The 18,819-nt window shown below is 72.3% G+C and carries 19 protein-coding genes; 8 read left to right on the top strand and 11 right to left on the bottom strand.

Annotated elements, in window-relative coordinates; genetic code table 11:
- Positions 1-91: 91 nt before the first annotated feature.
- Entirely contained in the window at positions 92-349 is a 258-nt protein-coding gene (locus IEZ10_RS04740) for a ubiquitin carboxyl-terminal hydrolase 14 (RefSeq protein WP_189245230.1), read from the bottom strand.
- A 242-nt stretch (positions 350-591) separates the two neighbouring features.
- Between IEZ10_RS04740 and IEZ10_RS04735 the strand changes: the two genes are divergently transcribed.
- The 3 genes from IEZ10_RS04735 to IEZ10_RS04725 all read left to right on the top strand — a co-directional run bounded on the left by IEZ10_RS04735 (position 592) and on the right by IEZ10_RS04725 (position 1,886).
- Positions 592-993: a DUF8711 family protein gene (locus IEZ10_RS04735; RefSeq protein ID WP_189245229.1), complete on the top strand. Its 402-nt coding sequence runs from the start codon at positions 592-594 to the stop codon at positions 991-993.
- Positions 994-1,173: 180 nt separating this feature from the next.
- Positions 1,174-1,515 (top strand): YidH family protein, encoded by a 342-nt coding sequence (locus IEZ10_RS04730; RefSeq protein ID WP_189245228.1) that lies wholly within the window; start codon positions 1,174-1,176, stop codon positions 1,513-1,515.
- Positions 1,516-1,562: 47 nt separating this feature from the next.
- Positions 1,563-1,886: a DUF202 domain-containing protein gene (locus IEZ10_RS04725; protein ID WP_189245227.1), complete on the top strand. Its 324-nt coding sequence runs from the start codon at positions 1,563-1,565 to the stop codon at positions 1,884-1,886.
- Between the two features lie 87 nt (positions 1,887-1,973).
- On the opposite strand, the gene cydC is transcribed toward IEZ10_RS04725, so the two are convergent.
- The 6 genes from cydC to IEZ10_RS04695 all read right to left on the bottom strand — a co-directional run bounded on the left by cydC (position 1,974) and on the right by IEZ10_RS04695 (position 10,011).
- Positions 1,974-3,734, bottom strand: a complete 1,761-nt coding sequence (cydC, locus tag IEZ10_RS04720) for a thiol reductant ABC exporter subunit CydC (RefSeq protein ID WP_189245226.1) — start codon at positions 3,732-3,734, stop codon at positions 1,974-1,976.
- Positions 3,731-5,449: an ABC transporter ATP-binding protein/permease gene (locus IEZ10_RS04715; protein ID WP_189245225.1), complete on the bottom strand. Its 1,719-nt coding sequence runs from the start codon at positions 5,447-5,449 to the stop codon at positions 3,731-3,733. The genes cydC and IEZ10_RS04715 overlap by 4 nt, the downstream gene beginning before the upstream one ends.
- Positions 5,446-6,189: an ABC transporter ATP-binding protein gene (locus IEZ10_RS04710; protein WP_189245224.1), complete on the bottom strand. Its 744-nt coding sequence runs from the start codon at positions 6,187-6,189 to the stop codon at positions 5,446-5,448. The genes IEZ10_RS04715 and IEZ10_RS04710 overlap by 4 nt, the downstream gene beginning before the upstream one ends.
- On the bottom strand, positions 6,186-7,295 hold the full coding sequence (locus IEZ10_RS04705; protein WP_229810958.1) for a FecCD family ABC transporter permease: 1,110 nt from the start codon (positions 7,293-7,295) through the stop codon (positions 6,186-6,188). Before IEZ10_RS04705 ends, IEZ10_RS04710 begins: the two co-directional genes overlap by 4 nt.
- Positions 7,292-8,311 (bottom strand): ABC transporter substrate-binding protein, encoded by a 1,020-nt coding sequence (locus IEZ10_RS04700; protein WP_189245223.1) that lies wholly within the window; start codon positions 8,309-8,311, stop codon positions 7,292-7,294. The genes IEZ10_RS04705 and IEZ10_RS04700 overlap by 4 nt, the downstream gene beginning before the upstream one ends.
- A gap of 587 nt (positions 8,312-8,898) precedes the next feature.
- Positions 8,899-10,011: a ferritin-like domain-containing protein gene (locus IEZ10_RS04695; protein ID WP_189245222.1), complete on the bottom strand. Its 1,113-nt coding sequence runs from the start codon at positions 10,009-10,011 to the stop codon at positions 8,899-8,901.
- Between the two features lie 108 nt (positions 10,012-10,119).
- Between IEZ10_RS04695 and IEZ10_RS04690 the strand changes: the two genes are divergently transcribed.
- Positions 10,120-10,758 (top strand): TetR/AcrR family transcriptional regulator C-terminal domain-containing protein, encoded by a 639-nt coding sequence (locus tag IEZ10_RS04690; RefSeq protein ID WP_189245221.1) that lies wholly within the window; start codon positions 10,120-10,122, stop codon positions 10,756-10,758.
- Between the two features lie 224 nt (positions 10,759-10,982).
- On the opposite strand, the gene IEZ10_RS04685 is transcribed toward IEZ10_RS04690, so the two are convergent.
- Entirely contained in the window at positions 10,983-11,477 is a 495-nt protein-coding gene (locus IEZ10_RS04685; protein WP_189245220.1) for an aggregation-promoting factor C-terminal-like domain-containing protein, read from the bottom strand.
- Positions 11,478-11,799: 322 nt separating this feature from the next.
- On the bottom strand, positions 11,800-12,213 hold the full coding sequence (locus IEZ10_RS04680) for an aggregation-promoting factor C-terminal-like domain-containing protein (protein ID WP_189245219.1): 414 nt from the start codon (positions 12,211-12,213) through the stop codon (positions 11,800-11,802).
- 230 nt (positions 12,214-12,443) lie between these two features.
- Between IEZ10_RS04680 and IEZ10_RS04675 the strand changes: the two genes are divergently transcribed.
- Positions 12,444-12,929, top strand: a complete 486-nt coding sequence (locus tag IEZ10_RS04675; protein ID WP_189245218.1) for a glutathione peroxidase — start codon at positions 12,444-12,446, stop codon at positions 12,927-12,929.
- On the opposite strand, the gene IEZ10_RS04670 is transcribed toward IEZ10_RS04675, so the two are convergent.
- Positions 12,901-13,899 carry a LacI family DNA-binding transcriptional regulator gene (locus IEZ10_RS04670; protein ID WP_189245217.1) on the bottom strand — a complete coding sequence of 333 codons (999 nt, stop codon included), beginning with the start codon at positions 13,897-13,899 and terminating at the stop codon, positions 12,901-12,903. The two genes, IEZ10_RS04675 and IEZ10_RS04670, sit on opposite strands and share 29 nt — an antisense overlap.
- Positions 13,900-14,076: 177 nt before the next feature.
- Between IEZ10_RS04670 and IEZ10_RS04665 the strand changes: the two genes are divergently transcribed.
- The gene (locus IEZ10_RS04665; RefSeq protein WP_189245216.1) at positions 14,077-15,297 is read left to right on the top strand and encodes an ABC transporter ATP-binding protein; all 1,221 of its coding nucleotides are present in this window, start codon (positions 14,077-14,079) and stop codon (positions 15,295-15,297) included.
- A gap of 172 nt (positions 15,298-15,469) precedes the next feature.
- Here IEZ10_RS04665 and IEZ10_RS04660 read toward each other — a convergent pair whose 3' ends face one another.
- Positions 15,470-16,222, bottom strand: a complete 753-nt coding sequence (locus IEZ10_RS04660; protein WP_189245215.1) for an SDR family NAD(P)-dependent oxidoreductase — start codon at positions 16,220-16,222, stop codon at positions 15,470-15,472.
- A 275-nt stretch (positions 16,223-16,497) separates the two neighbouring features.
- On the opposite strand from IEZ10_RS04660, the gene IEZ10_RS04655 reads away from it, so the two are divergent.
- Complete coding sequence (locus IEZ10_RS04655; protein WP_229810957.1) at positions 16,498-17,043, top strand: LPXTG cell wall anchor domain-containing protein; 546 nt, start codon at positions 16,498-16,500, stop codon at positions 17,041-17,043.
- A 22-nt stretch (positions 17,044-17,065) separates the two neighbouring features.
- A complete protein-coding gene (locus IEZ10_RS04650) occupies positions 17,066-18,799 on the top strand; it encodes a DUF4012 domain-containing protein (protein ID WP_189245214.1) in 1,734 nt (577 codons plus the stop codon).
- Positions 18,800-18,819: the final 20 nt, after the last annotated feature.

Raw genomic sequence — 18,819 nt, 5'->3', positions numbered from 1 at the left:
GGGAACCCGGGACCGGGGCGCGCTCCGGGTTCCGTTCCGTGGATCTCCGCCCGCGCGGCCGCGGCGGGCGGGACGACCGGCGGAACGGAACCTAGCCGAGCGTCTCGTCGACGAAGCACCACCGCCAGGCCTCGCCCGGCTCGAACGAGGCGATGACCGGGTGGCCCGTCTCCCGGAAGTGGGCGGTGGAGTGCCGGCCGGGCGAGGAGTCGCAGCAGCCGATGTGCCCGCAGTCCAGGCACCTGCGCAGGTGGACCCAGCGCATGCCGGTCCTCAGGCACTCCTCGCACCCCTCGGGGGTGCGAGGGGACGGATCCCCGGCCCCGGTCAGGTGTTCGCAGTCGGTCATTTTCCCCCCTTTGGTCGAGGACGCCTCACGCAGATCGTACGGTCTCCGCCCGGGGCGTCCGGCGGCGGCCGGGCGGCCCCGCCGAGGGACGATCGTACGGTCCCCGCCGGTCGGCGGTTCTCACCGGTCGGCCGCCCCCGCCGGTCGGTGGTTCTCATCGGTCGGCGGTCCCCGCCGGTCCGGCGGGACACGTGTCCTCGCGGTGCCGCTCGCCGTACGGATCCGCCGGGTAGGGTCTGGGCATGCGACCCTCTACGCGACGCGTCCCCGCTCTCGCCGCCGCCGCGCTGGCCGCCGTTCTGGTCACCACGGGATGTTCCGAACTGCAGGAGGTGAGCCAGGGCGTCGACAAGGCGCAGCAGTGCCTGCAGGCCACCGGCATCGTCACCGACACGGTGCGCAAGGCCACCAGCCTGACCGACGACCCCGCCGCGCTGGAGAAGGCGCTGAACGACGGCGCCGCCAAGCTGGGCGACCTCGCGGACCAGGCCGCCAACACCACGCTGAAGGAGGCCGCCGACGGGGTGGCCGCCGACCTGCGGAAGGTGAACGTCACCGACGTCAACAGCGCCGTCGACGCGGCGCAGAAGACCGCGGCCGACTCGGCGCGCTGGGTCGAGCAGCTGGGCTCCGCCTGCTCCTGATCCGTCCGGCCCGCCGCGGGAGAACCCGCCTGTCCGCCTCCCGGGGGCCCGCCGGGCCGTCTCCCGGGGGCCTGCGGGCCGTCCGGGAACCCGCCGGTCCCGCGGCGGCGGCCTCCACGCGAGGCTCAAACGGGATCCCGAGTTCTCTATGGGAAATATCGGGGAAATACCGTCGATTTTATGAAGGCCCCTGGTGAAGAACCGGACCCCCGGTTCACGCTCGCGAACGAACGCACCTTCCTGACCTGGCTCAGCACCTCGCTGGCGCTGAGCGCGGGCGGCGTCGCCATGGCGGCGGTCCCCGAGGACGTCTTCGTGCCCTGGATGCGGACGACCCTCGCCGTCGTCCTGGTGTTCCTGTCGGCGGTCTCGGCCGCGATGGCCTACCCGCGCTGGCGCCGCGTGCAGCACGCGCTGCGCAACGCCGCCCCGCTCCCGCCTCCGGCCCTCGCCTCCATCCTGGGGTACGGCGTGGCCGTCGTGGCGGTGCTCGCCCTGATCCTCATCCTGCTGGGCCGCTGACGGTGCCCGCCGCGCCGGAGGCCGGAGCCCGCGCCGGAGGTGACCCGATGAACAACCTGTGGGACGAGGGACTGCAGAACGAGCGCACCCGGCTGGCCTGGATGCGCACCGCCGCCACGCTCGCCGTCGGCGGTCTGGGCGCCGGGGGCATCGTCCTGCGCACCGGCGTCCAGCCGGCCGTCGCGTTCCCCTTCGTCCTGGCCGCCCTCTGCGGGGCGCTGCTGCTGTCCCGCATCGGCGTCCGCTACCGGCGCGTCCAGCGGGCCCTGCACGAGGGCCTGCCCCTCGACGACCGCGCCGACGCCGTCATCGCCTGGCTCGGCACGATGGCCGTCGCCGCCGGCGCGATCGGTTTCGTCCTCACCCGCTAGGACCTGTTCCGCGGATCGTCTGAGCCATGGCGGCAGGCGGGCGATGGCAGGTGAGCTCGTCGTGGCGGGTGGCGATGCCTGAGGTGATCAGCCGGCGAGTTGGGTGGCGAGGAGCCGCGTATAGGCGCCACGGGTGGCGAGGAGTTCGGCGTGCGTGCCGATTTCGGCGACCCGGCCGTCGTCCAGGACGACGATGCGGTCGGCGGTGCGGATGGTGGACAGGCGGTGGGCGATGACCAGGGTGGTGCGGTCGCGGCGGGCCGCGGTCATGGCGGCGACCTCCTGCTCGCTTTCGGCGTCGAGGTTGGAGACGGCCTCATCCATGATCAGGATGGGGGCGTCCTTGAGGAGGGCGCGGGCGATGGCGATGCGCTGGCGCTGGCCGCCGGACAGGCGTGCGCCGAGTTCGCCGGGCAGGGTGTCGTAGCCGTCGGGCAGGCCGGTGACGAACGTGTGGGCGTGGGCGGCGCGGGCGGCGGTCTCCACCTCTTCGTCGGTGGCCTCGGGGCGGCCGAGGCGGATGTTGTCACGCAGCGAGACGTCGAACAGGTGGACGTCCTGGGGGACGAGGGTGATCAGGCGGCGTAGATCGTCCTGGGGGAAGTCGCGGATGTCGTGGCCGCCGATGGTGATCGTGCCGGCGGTGACGTCCCACATGCGCATGAGGAGGCTGGCGCAGGTGGATTTGCCCGCTCCGGAGTGGCCGACCAGGGCGACGGTCTCGCCGGGGGCGATGTCGAAGGTGCCGCCGGCGAGTGCTTCGGGCAAGCCGGGGGCGTAGCGGAAACGGACCGCCTCGAAGCGGACGTGCGGCTCGATGGGGCCGGAGGGCGGGGCGGTGACGCGGTCGGTGACCGGGGCTGGGGTGTTCAGGACGGTCATGATGCGATCCCCGGCGGCGACGACGAGGTTGAGGTCGCGGGCCACGTCGGTGACGGCGACGACCGGGGCGAAGGTGGTGGCGGCCAGGACGACGGCGACGGGGAACAACGCCGGTTGCAGGCTGCCCGCCGAGGTCAGCAGGGCGGCGGTGACGAGCACGGCGAGCATGCCGAGCGTGGTGGCGGCGTTGGTGGCGGCGTGTTCGAGGCCGGAGCGGCGGCCGTGGGCGAGTTTGGCCTCCAGGAGCCGCTGGTTCTGCTCGCCGAGGCGGTCGAGCTGGCGGGCTCCGGCGCCGGAGGTGAGCAGCTCCCGCAGGCCCTGAAGGGTGTCGACGGCTTCGGCGTTGAACTCGCCGAGTTCGGCGCGCAGCCTCGCGCCCTGGGCGGCGGCCCGTTTGCGCAGCCAGGCGGGTAGGAGGGCGAGCAGGATCAGAGCGGGCGCGAGGGCTGCGGCGAGGGCGGGATGGAAGACGGCCAGGGCACTCAGCGCGGCGACGGGGACGGTGACGGCGCTGACCAGCGGGCTGAGGGTGTGGGCGAACCAGAGCTCCAGCTGCTCGACGTCGGAGATGGCGGCGGCGCCGAGGTCGCCGGAGCGGCGTTGGAGGAGGTAGCCGGGGGCGAGGCGTTCGAAGGCGGCGTAGACGCGGCCGCGGACGTCGGCCAGCACGCGGAAGGCGGCCACGTGCGCGAGGTAGGACTCCAGCCACGGGGTGAGAGCCAGGAAGGGCAGGAGGAGGCCGAGAACGACCAGGCCGCCACGCAGGTCGCCGGGTGCGGCTCCGGTGATGGCGCGGCTGACGACCCACGCGCCGACACCGGCGGAGGCGAGGACGACCAGATGGTGGGCGACGCCGCTGACGATCGCGGCCAGCAGCAGGGGCCGGTGCGGGCCGAGCAGGGCCAGGACGGGCCGGAACCGGGACCCGCCGGGACGGTCGAGCGCGACGGCGGTGGCGGCTGTCATCGGGTGGCTCCGTTCTGCGCTGCGACCAGGCGGGCGTAGGCGCCCTGACCGGCCAGGAGTTCACCAGGTGGCCCGGCCTCCTGGATGCGGCCGTCGGCCATGACGATGACCCGGTCGGCACCTTGGACGGTGGACAGCCGGTGGGCGATCATCAGCGTGGTCCGGCCGCCGGACAGGGCGTCCAGTGCGTGCTGGATGGCGGCCTCGTTGGCGGCGTCCACGGCGGAGGTGGCCTCGTCGAGGACGAGGATGGGGGCGTCCTTGAGCAGGGCGCGGGCGATGGCGATGCGCTGACGTTCGCCGCCGGACAGCTTCAGGCCGCGCTCTCCCACGACGGTGTCGTAGCCGTCGGGCAGGGCGGCGATGAAGTCGTGTGCCCGGGCGGCGCGGGCGGCGGCTTCGAGCTGATCGGCGGTGGCGCCGGGGCGGGCGAGGGCGAGGTTGCGCCGGACGGTGCCGTGGAAGAGGTAGGTGTCCTGGGACACCACGGCGACCAGGGCGCGCAGCCGGTCGAGGGGGAGGTCGCGGATGTCGACGCCGTTGATGCTCACCCGCCCTGTGCCGGGGTCGAAGAAGCGCAGCAGCAGGGAGGCGACGGTGGTCTTGCCTGCTCCTGAGCGGCCGACGAGGGCGACGCGTTCGCCCGGTGCGATGTCGAGGGTGAAACGGTCGAGGGCGGGGCGGTCGCGGCCGGGGTAGCTGAACAGGACGTCGTCGAAGGTCAGCGAGGGGGGTCCGGTCAGGTCGAGCGGGGTGGTGCCCTGCGCGGGTTCGGGGGTGTCGAGGATCTCGAAGACGGCCTTGAGCGAGGGGACGGCGCTGTGGCTGGAGTGGTAGGCCGCCTCCAGTTCCTTCAGCGGCCGGAAACTCTCGGCGGTGAGCAGCAGAACGAGCAGCAGTTCGGTGACGGTCAGCTCGCCGGCGGCCAGCCTCATCGCCCCGGTGCCGAGCGCCACGGCGGTGCCCAGGCCGATGATGAACGCCACACCGCCGACGTAGCCGACGACGACGGCCATGAGCCGGATCGAGTCGCGGCAGAACCGCTCGGCCAGGCGGGCCAGCTCGGCGCCGCGGCGGCCACTGGCGTTGAACGCCTTGAGCGTGGCCATGCCCTGCAGCGCGTCCAGGTTCTCGGCGTACAGGCCCTTGTAGCCGCGGAGCCAGGCCGCGTTGCGGTCCCGCAGCACGCGGTCCGACACCAGCGGCAGCACCGGCATGAGCAGCGCGCAGGCCAGGACGACGGCGCCGACCAGCGGATCCAGGGTGAACAGGTACGCGGTCACCGCGACCGCGCCGAGGACGGCGGCGATCACCTGGGGCAGGAACCTGCTGATGTAGGCGTCGGTGGTCTCGATGCCGTCCACAAGAGTGGTCTGCGCGGAGCCGGTGCGTCCGCGCTGGGCGTGGGCGGGGCCGAGCCGCAGCAGCTTGGCGGTCAGGCGGCGGCGCAGCTCGGCCTTGACGGCGCCCGAGGCCCGCAGCGCGACAGGCTCGCGCACGGCCAGCGCGGCGCTGCGGACGAGCTGCAGGGCGACGACCGCGGCGACGAGCCAGATGATCGAGCCCGCGCCGTGCCCGGCGAAGATGCGGGACAGGGCCTGGGCGACGAGCACGCCCTGGCCGACGTAGGTGGCCGTGATGGACAGCAGCAACAGCACGAGCCCTGCCAGGCGCCACCGGATGGACGGCGACAGGGCCAGCAGCCGGGGGATCACCGCTCCTCCTTGAGCCGCTCGAAGACGAGCTGGGTGCGGTGTACGGCGCGCACGCCGTACACCTGACGGATCAGGTCCGGGGTGAGGACCTGGCCGGGTGGCCCGCCGGCCATGATGCGGCCGGCGTTCATCACATAGAGGCGGTCGCAGAAGGCGGCGGCCTGGTTGAGGTCGTGCAGCACGGCCAGGGTGGCGATGCCCAGCTCGCGCACGAGATGCAGGATCTCCAGCTGGTGGCGGACGTCGAGGTGGGAGGTGGGCTCGTCCAGCAGGAGCAGGCGGGTCTGCTGGGCCAGGGCGCGGGCGAGGAGGACGCGTTGTTTCTCCCCGCCGGACAGGGTGGCGAAGATCCGCTCGGCGGCGCCGGTCAGGCCGACGCGCTCCAGCGCCCGCGCGCACAGCTCCTCGTCGGCGGCGGCGTCGGCCTTGTACGGGGTGCGGCCCATGAAGACGATCTCGGCCACCGTGAAGTCGAGGTCGGCCGGGATCTCCTGGGCGACCACGGCGGTGCGCCGGGCGGCCTGGCGGGCGGGCAGCCGGTGCACGTCGTCACCGTCCACGGCGATGAGCCCGGCGGCGGGGCGCAGCGCCCGGTAGACCGAACGGAGCAGGGTGGACTTGCCGCAGCCGTTCGGCCCGACCAGGCCGACGAACTCGCCGTCGTCCACCAGCAGGTCGGCCTCGTGCACGATCGGGTGGCCGTCGAGCGCGACGGACACGCCGCGCAGGTCGAGCTTCACGTGACGCTCACCGCCCGGTCCACGGAGCGGCGGCGCAGCAGCCACAGGAAGAACGGCACGCCGAACAGGGCGGTGACGATGCTGAGCGCCAGTTCCTGCGGCGCGTTGACGGTGCGCGCGGCGATGTCCACGAGCTGCAGGAACACGGCTCCGAGCAGGGCGGCGACGGGCAGCACGCGGCGGTGGTCGGCGCCCACGAGCAGCCGGGCGGCGTGCGGCACGATCAGGCCGACGAACGCGATCGCACCGCTGGTGGCCACCAGCACGCCGACCAGCAGCGAGGTCAGCACGAACAGGGTCAGGCGGAAGCGGTGCACGTTCACGCCGAGCGAGACGGCCGTCTCCTCTCCGGCGGCGAGCGCGTTCAGCGGGCGGTGCTGCAGCAGCAGGTACGTCACCCCGGCGGCGAGGACGACGGCCGGCAGCGGCAGCATGTGCCAGCGGGCGCCGCCGAGGCTGCCCATCAGCCAGAACAGCACCTGCTGGGCGGCCCGGCCGCTCTGCGCCAGTTGCAGGACGAAGCTGTAGGCGGCCTGGAACAGGTACGCCAGCGCCACCCCGGCCAGCACGAGCCGGGACGGGGACAGGCGGCCGGACCGCTGCGCCAGCACGTACACCAGGGCGAGCGAGAGCAGGGATCCGGCGAAGGCCGCGGCCGACAGTGAGAGCCCGCCCAGCGCCGAGGCGCCCAGGATCAGCACGAGCACCGCGCCGAACGAGGCGCCGGAGGAGATGCCGAGCAGGAACGGGTCGGCCAGCGGGTTGCGTACCAGGGCCTGCAGCACCGCCCCGACCACCGCCAGCCCGGCCCCGACCAGGAGCGCCAGTAGCGCGCGTGGCAGCCGGAACTCCCATACGATCTGCTCCTGCGCCGGGGTCCAGGTGCGTGGCGCCCCGTCGGCCGGGACGCCGGGGAGGAGGCGGTCGGCGACGATGCCCCAGGCTTCGGGCAGGGCGACGTGCACCGCGCCGATGCTCACCGCCAGCCAGGTCGAGGCGACGACGGCGACGGCGAGCGCGGCGATGAGCAGGGGGAACCCGCTCGCGCGGCGGTTCTTCGGCACGAGCCCGGTCTGTGCCGGGCTCTGCCGGGTTGCGCTGGTCACCGGGCGAACGCGTCGGGGTGCAGGAAGCGGGCGATGTCGGCGATGGTCAGGATGTTGCGGTAGCCGGGGTGCTGGGCCGCCACGGGAAGCGCGAGGTAGCGCCGGTCCTTGGCGGCCGGGCTGTTCCTGGCGATGGCGAAGGCCTCGGCGGCCTTGGCCGGCGAGCTCGGCATGTCCTCGCCGCGCAGGGTGGCGTAGTCGCTGATCAGGACGGCTTCGGGTTGGGCCGCGCTGACTTTCTCGGCGCTGACCTCGGTGTAGTCGCCTTTGACGTCGGCCAGCACGTTCGTCCCACCGGCGGCGGTGATCATCTGGTTGGTGATGCCCGCGCCGCCGTAGGCGTTGACCGGGCCCTTACCGCCGTCGGCGGCCAGCACCCTGACCGGGGTACGGCCGGCGACGCGCTTCGTGACGTCGGCGAGCCCGCCCCGAAGTTCGCTGATCAGCGCGTCGGCACGGTCGGGGACACCGAAGATCGAGCCGAGATTGCGCAGGTCGGCGTAGGTGTCGTCGATGGTGAACTCGAGCACCTCCTCGGGGCTGCACCAGCCGCCCAGGATGTACACCAGGGAGCCGGCCGCGTCCAGCTCCTCTACGGTGGCGTAACCGCCGGCGGCGTCGAAGCCGGCCATCGCGTTGTCCAGGACGAAGTCCGCGCCCTGGGCGAGCATGACCTCTTTCTGCGGCAGCATGATCGTGTCGGAGATCTCCGGGATCTTGACGTACTGCTCCTTCTGCCCCGGCAGGAACGGGCTCTCGGAGAAGTTCGTGCGCCCGGCGATTCGGTCGCCCAGGCCGAGGGCGAGCAGGGTCTCCAGGGCGGGGTGGTAGCCGGTCACCACCTTGGCGGGTGGCCTGTCGAACGTGAGCTTGCGTCCGCAGTTCTCCACCGTGACCGGGAAACCGGCCTGCGGCGCCGCCGCCTGCCCGGCCTCCCGGCCGGTCTCCTGAGTGGCGGGAGCCGGTGAGCAGGCGGTCAGCGTCAGAGCCGCTACCAGGACGAACAGCCTTCTCATGATCGTGATACCGCCTTCGGCGGCGCGTTGTCGCCAATGGCCGGGGTGATACGAGGCGGGCGGCTCATGTGGTGAGTCTCCGGAGGTTCGAGGTCGAACGATCATCGTGCGCGAAAGCACCACATTCTGCACATAAGTTGCAATTGCCAGCAAGTGGCATTAGGGCGGCGATAGCTGGAGGCGAGCCTCGGCGCGTTCGGGGATGGTCGCGCTGACGCCTCGTCGGCGCAGGTGGGCGCGGATGACGCGGGAGCCGCAGCCCCTGTCGGCGATGACGTGGCCGGGGCGGATGCGGGGCCGGGGCGATGACGTGGCCGGGGCGGATGCGGGGCCGGGGCGATGACGTGGCCGGGGCGGATGCGGGGCCGGGGCGATCACGTGATCGGGGCGGATGCGGGGCCGGGGCGATCACGTGATCGGGGCGGGTGCGGAACCCGCCGGAGCCGGCTCGCGGCGCCGGAACGGCCTCCGTCGCGGCTGTGAACCGAGTGCGGTCGTTGATGTCGCCGCCGCCGGGCGGGGAGGACGCCGGCCGGGCAGGAGGGCGCCGGCCGGGCAGGAGGGCGCCGGCCGGCGGGATGCGGTGGTCAGGAGCCGCCGAGGGCCACCGTCTCGGCCACCTCGTCGCGGCGCTCGGTCTCCTCGGCGGCGAACCGTTCGGCGTCGAGCCGCTCGGCGATGTCCTCGTCCTGCCTCATGAGGGCGTCCAGGTTCTGGCCCGCCATGTCCAGGACCCCCATGTCGGCGTAGGCCTGCTGCAGGCGCGGGCTCCACAGGCCGATGTCCTTGACGCAGGGGACGATGCGGCTGAACAGCAGGGAGCGGAACAGCTTCATGTACTCCGACTGGTCGACGGCCTCCATGGCCTGGGCGACCTCGGCCCGGCTCAGGCCGATGGTCTCCCACGTCTCCCGGCCGCGCAGCCGGTCGCGCATGAGGTAGCAGCCCTCGATGACGAAGTCCTCGCGCTCACGCAGCTCGGTCTCGCTGAGCTGGCGGTAGTAGTCGCGCAGCGCCATCCGGCCGAAGGCCACGTGCCGGGCCTCGTCCTGCATCACGTAGGCGAGGATCTGCTTGGGCAGCGGCTTGGTGGTGATGTCGCGCATCACCCCGAAGGCCGCCAGCGCCAGGCCCTCGATGAGCACCTGCATGCCGAGGTAGGGCATGTCCCAGCGCGAGTCGCTCAGCGTGCTGTCCAGCAGCGCCTTCAGGTGGGGGTTGATGGGGTAGGCGTGCCCGACCTTCTCCTGAAGGAAGCGGGCGTAGGTCTCGGCGTGCCGGGCCTCGTCCATGGTCTGGGTGGCGGCGTAGAACTTGGAGTCGAGGTCGGGGACCGACTCCACGATCCGCGCCGAGCAGATCATCGCGCCCTGCTCGCCGTGCAGGAACTGGGAGAACTGCCATGAGGCGTTGTGCAGGCGGACGTCCTTGCGCTGCTTCTCGTCCATCCTGTCCCACAGCGGCGTGCCGTAGATGGCGATGGTGGTGTCGGGGACGCCGAGCACGTCGTACGGATCGACCTCAAGGTCCCAGTCGATGCGCTTGACGGAGTCCCACTGCTTGTCCTTGCCCTTCTGGTAGAGGGCGAGCATGCGGTCCCGGCCCTCGTCGTACTCCCACGTGAAGCGGGCGGCTCCGGCCGCCTCGACGTCCCACGTGGAAAGCTCGGCGGGGATCGCGTACAGGTCGTGCGTCGACATCTGGCCTCCAGGGACGTACACCGTACGTACACTTGCGAGACTGGCACCCGTGCCGCGCGCGCGTCAAGGGACGGGCACGCGTGCGTGAGGAGAGGAGACAATGGCGCCATGCCCGCCGAGCCGCTGTCCCGCCCGCGCATCGTCGCCGCCGCCATCGACCTGATCGAGCGCGAGGGCGCCGACGCCGTGTCCATGCGCAGGATCGCTGCGGACCTGGGCGTGGGCGTCATGTCGCTCTACAACCACGTGCCCAGCAAGTCGGCCCTGCTGGACGGCGTGGCCGAGGCTGTGCTCTCGCAGATCGAGTTCACCGACGACCCCGACGCCGAGTGGACCGACCGGGTGCGGATGCAGGCGCGGGCGTTCCGGCAGATCGCCCACCACTACCCGCGCTGCACGATGGTGGTGGTCAGCCGCCAGCTGAACTCGACCGCCGGGCTGCTGCCGGTGGAGCGGGCGCTGTCCACACTGCGCGACGCCGGGTTCGGCGGGCGGGAGGCCGTGCGCGTCCTGCGGGTGTTCATCGCCTACATCGTGGGCTCGTTGCTGCGCGAGGTCGGCGTGACCCCGACGTTCGCCCCGGTGCACCGCCCCGACATCGCGGTGGCCGACGCGGATCCGCTGCTGTTCCCGCAGGTGAGCGGGTTGGCCGGGCCGCTGGCCGACTGCGACCACGAGGCGGAGTTCGAGTTCGGCCTGGAGATGCTCATCCAGGCCGTCGCCGTGCAGCTGAAGCCGTACGGCTGACGGGGTGACGCCCGGGGCCTCGTGAGCCCCGGGCGCCGGTGGTCCGGCTCCGGTGTCCGTACGGTCCCGCCGGTCCGGGTGGTTCCGGCGGTCCGTACGGTCCCGGTGGTCCGGACGGCTCCGGCGGTTCGGGTGGGCCCGCCGGGCCGGACGGTCCTCTCTGCGGTCTTCCGGTCCGCCGCCGGCGGGAGTGCTCCCTTCCCCTGGGCACTCCGCACCGCGCGTCAGTACCAGTTGCTCGCCTGGAAGTGACCCCACGCGCCGCACGGCGTCCCGTAACGGCTCTTGATGTAGCCCAGCCCCCAGTGGATCTGGGTGGCGGGGTTCGACCGCCAGTCCCCGCCGCTGCCGCTCATCTTCGAGCCCGGCAGGGCCTGGGGAATGCCGTAGGCGCCCGAGGAGGGGTTGTGGGCCTGGTGGTTCCAGCCGCTCTCCCGGGTCCACAGGCTGTCGAGACATCGGAACTGGTCGTAGGACCACGCGCGCCGGGCCAGCAGACGGAAGGCGATCGCCCTGTTCCTGCTGCTGGCGGTCCTCGCGGCGAGCCTGACGGGCTTGGCCCGGGTGAACCAGGTGCCGCGGTGCACCATCGCCCCGGCCTGCTTCCGCAGGACGGGTTCCGCGAGCTCCTCGGCCCACCCGATCGCCGCCGGGCCCACCATGGTGGAGGTGGCGAGCATGGTCACAACTGCGTTACGCAGAACGCGATAACTGTCCACATCAGTCCTTTTTCGCTGGCCGCGTGCGGGAGGCGGCGGGGGAGACGGTGCTCCCCCGCCGCTCGACGTTCCGGCACCCGTGGCTCGGATGCGGAAGCCCGCGCGGTCTCGCCGGCCCGATTCCGGCATGAGGCCCGCGGCGATCTCTCTACGGCGCTTTCTAGTACGCGCGGAGAGCGCCGGTCGCCGACTGCGGCACGCGAAGGAAGGATGTTTGCGGGTTCTTGTCGGTACCCGGGCGGTTCGGCGACGGCTTTCTTGCCGGCCGCCGTTCCACTATGCGGGGGGAAGGGATGAAGATCGGCCCGGGATGGGGTTTGGATCAATACCAACCGTGGGAGCGGAAGTGCGTCCATGCCCCGCACGGCGTGCCGTAACGCTGCTTGATGTACGAAAGACCCCATTTGATCTGGGTTCTGGGGTTGGTGCGCCAGTCGCGCCCGGCGCTGGCCATCTTCCCTCCGGGCAGGGCCTGGGGGATGCCGTAGGCGCCGGAGTAGCGGTTGCTGGCCCGGTGGTTCCAGCCGCTCTCCCTCGCCCAGAGCAGGCTCAGGCAGCCGAACTGCGCCCTGCTCCATCCCCGCGCCGCGACCATGGACGCGCCGATGGCCTTGTTGGCCTGCGCCGAGGTGCGGGTGGCGGAGGCGAGGGCGGGGGAGGACTGGGTGGCGACCCCGGCGCTGAGGGCCAGCGCCGAGGAGGCCAGCAGGACACCGGTACGGCGGAGCGTCGGCATAGGCGTATCCCTTTCGTCTGGTTCGTCTGGCTGGGGGACGCCGACACGATGCCGCAGCGCCCCCGGGACGGGCCAAGCCGACAGGGAAAGTCAAGATCCATGTCAAAGATCGGTTAGAGTTCGATCAAGATATCGGCGAGGGGCTGGGCGCACCGCCTATGAGCTGTGTCACATTTCCCGGGGCGGGCGTCATAACTCTTGAATGTGACAGCGGGAATAAGCTGCAGATCATGAGAATTCGTGATATTTCCGTCCGCACGCTCGATGACGCCCCCACCACGCTCGGTGAGCTGACCGGTGACGGGCCCGTGCTCGTCGTGAACGTGGCCTCCCGGTGCGGGCTCACCCCCCAGTACGCCGGCCTCGTCGAGCTCCAGCGCGCCTACCGTGAGCGGGGCCTGACCGTCGTCGGGGTGCCGTGCAACCAGTTCATGGGCCAGGAGCCCGGCGGTCCGGAGGAGATCCGGGAGTTCTGCTCGGCCACCTACGGCGTGGACTTCCCGCTGCTGGCCAAGACCGACGTCAACGGCGAGGACCGGCACCCGCTCTACGCCGCGCTGACCACGGCCGCCGACGCCGACGGCGAGGCCGGGGACGTGCAGTGGAACTTCGAGAAGTTCCTGGTCTCCAGGGAGGGGGAGGTGCTGGCGAGGTTCCGGCCCCGCGTCGAGCCCGGCGACCCCGCCGTCATCGCGGCGATCGAGAAGTCCCTCTAGGGGCGCAGCTGCCCCGCACGACCAGCTCGGTCGGCAGCAGCACGCCGCGGGGGCGCCGGCCGCCCCCGCGCAGCACCAGTTCGGCCGCCCGGTACCCGATGTCCTGGGCCGGCTGGGCGATCACGGTCAGCGGGGGAGCGCACAGCTCGGCCCAGGGAACGTCGTCGAACATGACCAGCGACAGGTCCCTGGGCACCCGCAGATCCAGCTCCCGGGCGGCGAGCACGGCCGCCTCGCCCAGCAGGTTGCCCCCGGCGAGCACGGCGGTGAGGTCGGGGCGGCGCTGGAGGAGCCCGGCCGCGGCGGCGTAGGCGGAGTCGCGACTGCCGCGGGCGAAGACGAGGAGCTCCTCGTCCACCAGGGGGCCGAGCGCCTCGCGGAAGGCCGCCACGCGCTGCTCCTGCCCCGGCCCGCCCAGGTAGGCGATGCGGCGGTGGCCCAGCCCCGTCAGGTAGTCCACCGCGGTCCGCACGCCCGCCCGGTCGTCGGCCAGGACGGCGGGCACGTCGCCGCGCCCGGCCGGCACCCGGTGCGCGAACACCGTCGTCAGCCCGGTGCGCAGGGTGGGCTCCCAGATCTCCCCGCTCCCGGAGGGGATCGCGATCATCCGGCCCACGCCCTGCTCCAGCAGCATGCCGACCATCTCGGCCTCGCGCTCGGGATCGTCGCCGGTGGCGCCCAGGATCACCGGCTCGCCGGCCGAGCGGGCGCAGGCCAGCACGCCGTCGGCCAGGCGGCCGTAGAAGCTGTCGGTGACGTCGGGCACCAGCAGGCCGATCCCGCCGGAGCGCCGCTGGCGCAGGTTGCGGCCGAGCGCGCTGGGCCGGTAGTCGAGCTGGGTCGCGACCGTCAGCACCCGCTCCCTGGTCTCCGGGCTGGCCGAGCCGCCGGACAGGACCCGCGACACGGTGGCCACCCCGACCCCCGCCGCCTCGGCGACGTCCTTGATGGTCGTACGACGCATGCTCATGGAAACGATTCCATCATGTTTTCCGTATTCGATCCAGTGCGGAGCGGCGTCTTCGGGGCGCTGGACAAGCTGAAATCGGGACAAACCCTTGACAGGGGTGCCCCGTTCCGATGAGATGCATGAAAACGTATCCACATCGGGTGAACGCGGGGTTGGCCCGAGGCGCGAAGGACTGTGATGGCATCCATCGTTCTCAGGAACGTCGACAAGATCTACGCGGGTGGCGTGAAAGCCGTGAACAGCATCAACCTTGAGATCAAGGATGGTGAGTTCATGGTGCTGGTCGGCCCCTCCGGCTGCGGCAAGTCCACCGCGCTGCGCATGATCGCCGGGCTCGAGGACATCAGCGGCGGCGAGATCATCATCGGCGACCGGGTGGTCAACCACCTGCCGCCGAAGGACCGCGACATCGCCATGGTCTTCCAGAACTACGCGCTCTACCCGCACATGACCGTCGAGGAGAACCTCGCGTTCGGTCTGAAGCTCCGCAAGATGCCCAAGGCGGAGATCTCCAAGCGGGTCAACGAGGCCGCCAAGATGCTCGGCCTGGAGCAGTACCTCAAGCGCAAGCCGGCCGCCCTGTCCGGTGGTCAGCGCCAGCGTGTCGCGATGGGCCGCGCCATCGTGCGCGAGCCGCAGGCCTTCCTCATGGACGAGCCGCTGTCCAACCTGGACGCCAAGCTCCGCGTCTCCATGCGCGCCTCCCTCAACACCCTGCACGAGCGGCTCGGCGTGACCACCGTCTACGTCACCCACGACCAGGTCGAGGCCATGACCCTCGGCGACCGCGTCTGCGTCCTGCGCGACGGCCTGCTCCAGCAGGTCGACACCCCGCAGAACCTCTTCGACAACCCGGTCAACCTGTTCGTCGCGGGCTTCATGGGCTCCCCGTCGATGAACTTCGTCAACGCCGAGCTGGTGCGCGGCGACGGCGGGGCCTCGGTCGCCTTCGCCGGCTTCAACCTCCCGGTGCCGCAGGAGACCTTCACCGAGAAGCCGGGTCTGGACCAGTACATCGGCAAGAAGCTCATCCTGGGCATCCGCCCCTCCGACTTCGACGACGCCGTCATCGCCAACGGCCACGCCGGCGGCTGGGCCCGGCTGCCGGTCCGCGCCGAGGTCACCGAGGAGCTGGGCTCGGAGATCAACGTGCTGTTCCTCATCGACGCCCCGCCGGTCCAGCACCAGGACACCGTCGCCGCCGCCGACGCGGGCGACGACGAGGAGGCGGCGCTGCCGCTGGTGGGTGACAAGTCGCTGTGGACGGCCCGGGTCAACTCCCGCAGCCACGTCCGCCCCGGCCAGAACATCGAGCTGGTCGTCGACACCCACAACCTGCACTTCTTCGACCCGACCTCCGGCCTGGCGGTCGGGCACCCGGCCAACGCCCGCGTCTGACCGTCCCCGGGGGACCGCTCCCGTCCACCCTCGGTGAGCCGAAAGGGCCCGCGCCACGACCCCCTCCCGTGGCGCGGGCCCTTTCGTGTCCGCCGGCCGGCTCAGGACCGGGGCCCGGAACCGGAGTCACGGAGCCGGCCGGCGGCGGCCCCGTGACTCCGGGGAACGGAACCTAGCGGCGCCCGAGGCGGCGGGAGACCTGGCCGGTCAGGCCACGGGGGACCAGCCTGCCGACCCCGACGATCACCTTGTAACGAATGTCCGGCACGCTCACCCGCGCTCCGAGGGCCAGGTCGCGCATGGCCGCGGCCACCACCTTGTCCGCCGACAGCCACAGGAAGCCGGGGATGCCGGAGGTGTCCATCGAGGCGCGGTCGTGGAACTCGGTGCGCACGAACCCCGGGCACAGCGCCATCACCCGCACCCGGGTTCCGGTCAGCTCGGCGGCGGCGGACTCGCTGAAGTTCACCACCCACGCCTTGGAGGCGCTGTAGGTGCCGCGGGTGAAGAACGCCGCCACCGACGCCACGTTGACCACCGCGCCGCGGTCGCGCTCGCGCATCCCCGGCAGCGCCGCCAGCGTCAGCCGCAGCACCGCCTCGCAGTGCACCTTCAGCATCCGCACCTCGTCGGCCACCGGCACGTCGAGGAAGGAGCCGGGGTGGCCGAACCCGGCGTTGTTGACGAGCAGCTCCACCCCCTCGCGCAGTCGTTCCTCGACCTTCGCGATGTCCTCGTCGACGGCGAGGTCGGCGGGCAGCGTCTCGGTCTTGACGCCGTAGCGGCGGTGAAGGGTCTCGGCGGAGGAGCGCAGACGCTCCTCGTCGCGGGCGACCAGGACGAGTGAGAAGCCGTCGGCGGCCAGGCGGCGGGCGAACGCGGCGCCGATGCCGGCCGTCGCGCCAGTGATCAGTGCGGTGGGCATGCACGCAGTCTAGAGATCACGCCGCCGCGCGTCCCGTCCGGCCGGAGCGCGCCGCCTTCCGGGTCGATGCGCGGTCCCGCCGAGCGTCAAATGAGCCGACCGTCAAATAACGGAGAACAACCGCCGATCGTTCGGCAAGCGCCGTGAGCCGCGCCGTTCGTGTGATGTCTGGGCGAATATAACGGGTTGCGGGGACATGTCGCTCGTGTTCCGACGGTGGAACCGGGGCCTGGATCGACGATACGGGGGAATTCGGAATGACCAGAAGACACGCCGTGCCAATTCTGCTGGCGGCCGCCCTCGCGGGCGCGCCCGTCTTAGGGACCGCCGGTGCGGTGGCCGCCGCCGCCTCGGCGGCACAGTCGCCCGGTGATGAGATGAAGCCTTATCCGCCGCGTCCTTTCGGGCCGGGGGACTTCTTCGACGACCTGGCGGACGCGGCGCTGCTGGAAGCGCTGGCGAACGCCGACGAAAGGGACCCGGACGCGGAGGACGAGGACGAGGATCCGTTGGACCTGCTGGTCAGGCCGACGAAGGCCGCGGACGACGTCCCGCCGGGAGACGGATTCGATCCCATCCGCGGTCTCGGCGATGACGACGATGACGACGACGATGACGACGACTGCGGCGGGGGCTGCGGGGGCGGCGGGTGCGGCCCGGGATGCGAGGCGCGGAAACAGGTGAGCAGCCAGGCCGCGGAACTGCCGTTCACCGGAGCGCCCGTGGGACTCATCGCCGCCGCGGGCGGCGGCCTGCTGGCCGTGGGCGCGACGGGCGTCCTGCTCTCCGTGAGGCGTCGCCGATCCTCCGATGCCGGATAGGAGACACCGCCGGACAGCCGTGATGAGCCTGCTGGCTCTCACCGCCGTCACCGTGCCCGCCGGAGGCTGGGCGGCTCATCTCGGGCTGGCCGCCCGGGACCATCTGGAGGCGACGAGGAACGCGCTTCTCCGGTTGCGCACGGTGGCGGCCTCGGGCGACCTGGAGCTGACGGCCGGGCCGCTGCGGGACGCCCGATGGCACGCCGCCGAGGCGGCCCGGCTCACCGGCGGCCCGGACTGGTCGCTGATCGCGCACGCCCCGGTGGTGGGGGGGATCGCGACGGCCGTGCGGGGACTGGCCGAGAGCGCGGCGGAGCTGACCGACGTCCTGACGGACGTGCGGCAGGCGGGCGCCGCGGTCCTCACGGCCGGGACCCGCACGGGTGACACGGGACGCCTGCTGACGGCGCTCGACGGGGCGGCGCCGATCCTGGACGACTCGGTCACCCGGCTCGGACGGGCGGGCGCCCGCCTGGCGGCGACCCCGGCCGACACCGGAGTCGACGAACTGGACCGGGCGCGGAACACCGCCCTGCAGGAGATCGACCGGCTGCGTGACGGCCTCGGCGACGCCGCGACGGCGGCCGCCCTGCTGCCCCCGCTACTGGGGGGCCACGGCCCGCGGCGTTACTTCCTGGCCTTCCAGACCAACGCCGAGGCGCGGGGCACCGGAGGCATGGTCGGCGCGTTCGGCATCCTGACGGCCGACGCGGGCGAGATCCGCGCCGGCCGGTTCTCCGCCCAGACGGGAACCATCGCGAGCCCCGTCCCCGTCGTCGAGCACGGAGCGCGGTTCCGGGCGCACTACGGGCCGTACGCGACGAGGCTGCTGTCCGTCTCCAACCTCTCCCCGCACTTCCCCTACGCCGCGGCCGCCTGGACCGGCCTGTGGGAACGGCGGCATCACCTGCGGCTGGACGGCGCCATCGCGACCGACCCGGTCGGCCTGTCCCACCTGCTGGAACTCATCGGCCCGGTCACCCTGCCCGGCGGCGAGGCGGTGACCGCCGCCAACGTCGTCGACCTCACCGAGCGGCAGGCCTACGCCCGTTACCCCGACCCCGCGGCGCGCAAGCGGTTCCTCCTCGGGATCGCCGCCGCCGTCAGCCGGAGACTGCCCGCCGCGTTCACCGACCCGATGAGACTGCTGCCGGTCATGACCCGGATGGTGCGGGAGCGGAGGATCCAGGTGTGGAGCCGCCGGGACGACGAGCAGCGGCTCCTGGCCGAGACGCCGGTCGGCGGCGTGCTGCCGCGACGGCCGGGGCCCTTCGCCGAGCTGGTGGTCAACAACTCGGCCGGCGGCAAGCTCGACTACTACCTGAAGCGCTCCGTCGGCTACGAGCTGGGACGGTGCCTGGGCGGGATCGGGCTGCGCCTCAGCGAGGTGCGGATCCGGCTCACCAACGACGTTCCGAGGGAAGAGCTGCCCCCCTATGTCACCAACCGCCTGGACTCCACGGGGGACCGGTACGTCCCCGGCGCCAACCTGTCATGGGTGTCGCTCTACGCGGCGGTCGGCACGAAGGTCAGGGCGGTGTGGCTCGACGGCGAGCGCGTACCGGTCACCCGGAACGAGGAGCGGTCCCATCCGGTCTACTCCACCCTGGTGGAGTTCGCCCCCCGGCAGACGAGGACGCTGGAGTTCGAGCTGGCCGAACCCGTCTCCGCCGAGCCTCCCGTGGTCCCGGTGCAGCCGCTGGTCCATCCGCAGCGCACCCGGGTCACCGAGGACCGGCGAGGCTGCGCTTCGTGACGGTGGAGGGACGTGCGAGT

The sequence above is a fragment of the Streptosporangium pseudovulgare genome (assembly GCF_014648055.1).
Taxonomy (GTDB): Bacteria; Actinomycetota; Actinomycetes; order Streptosporangiales; family Streptosporangiaceae; genus Streptosporangium; species Streptosporangium pseudovulgare.
Note: the sequence above shows the minus strand (reverse complement) of the source record. Positions and strands in the feature narration are given on the sequence as shown.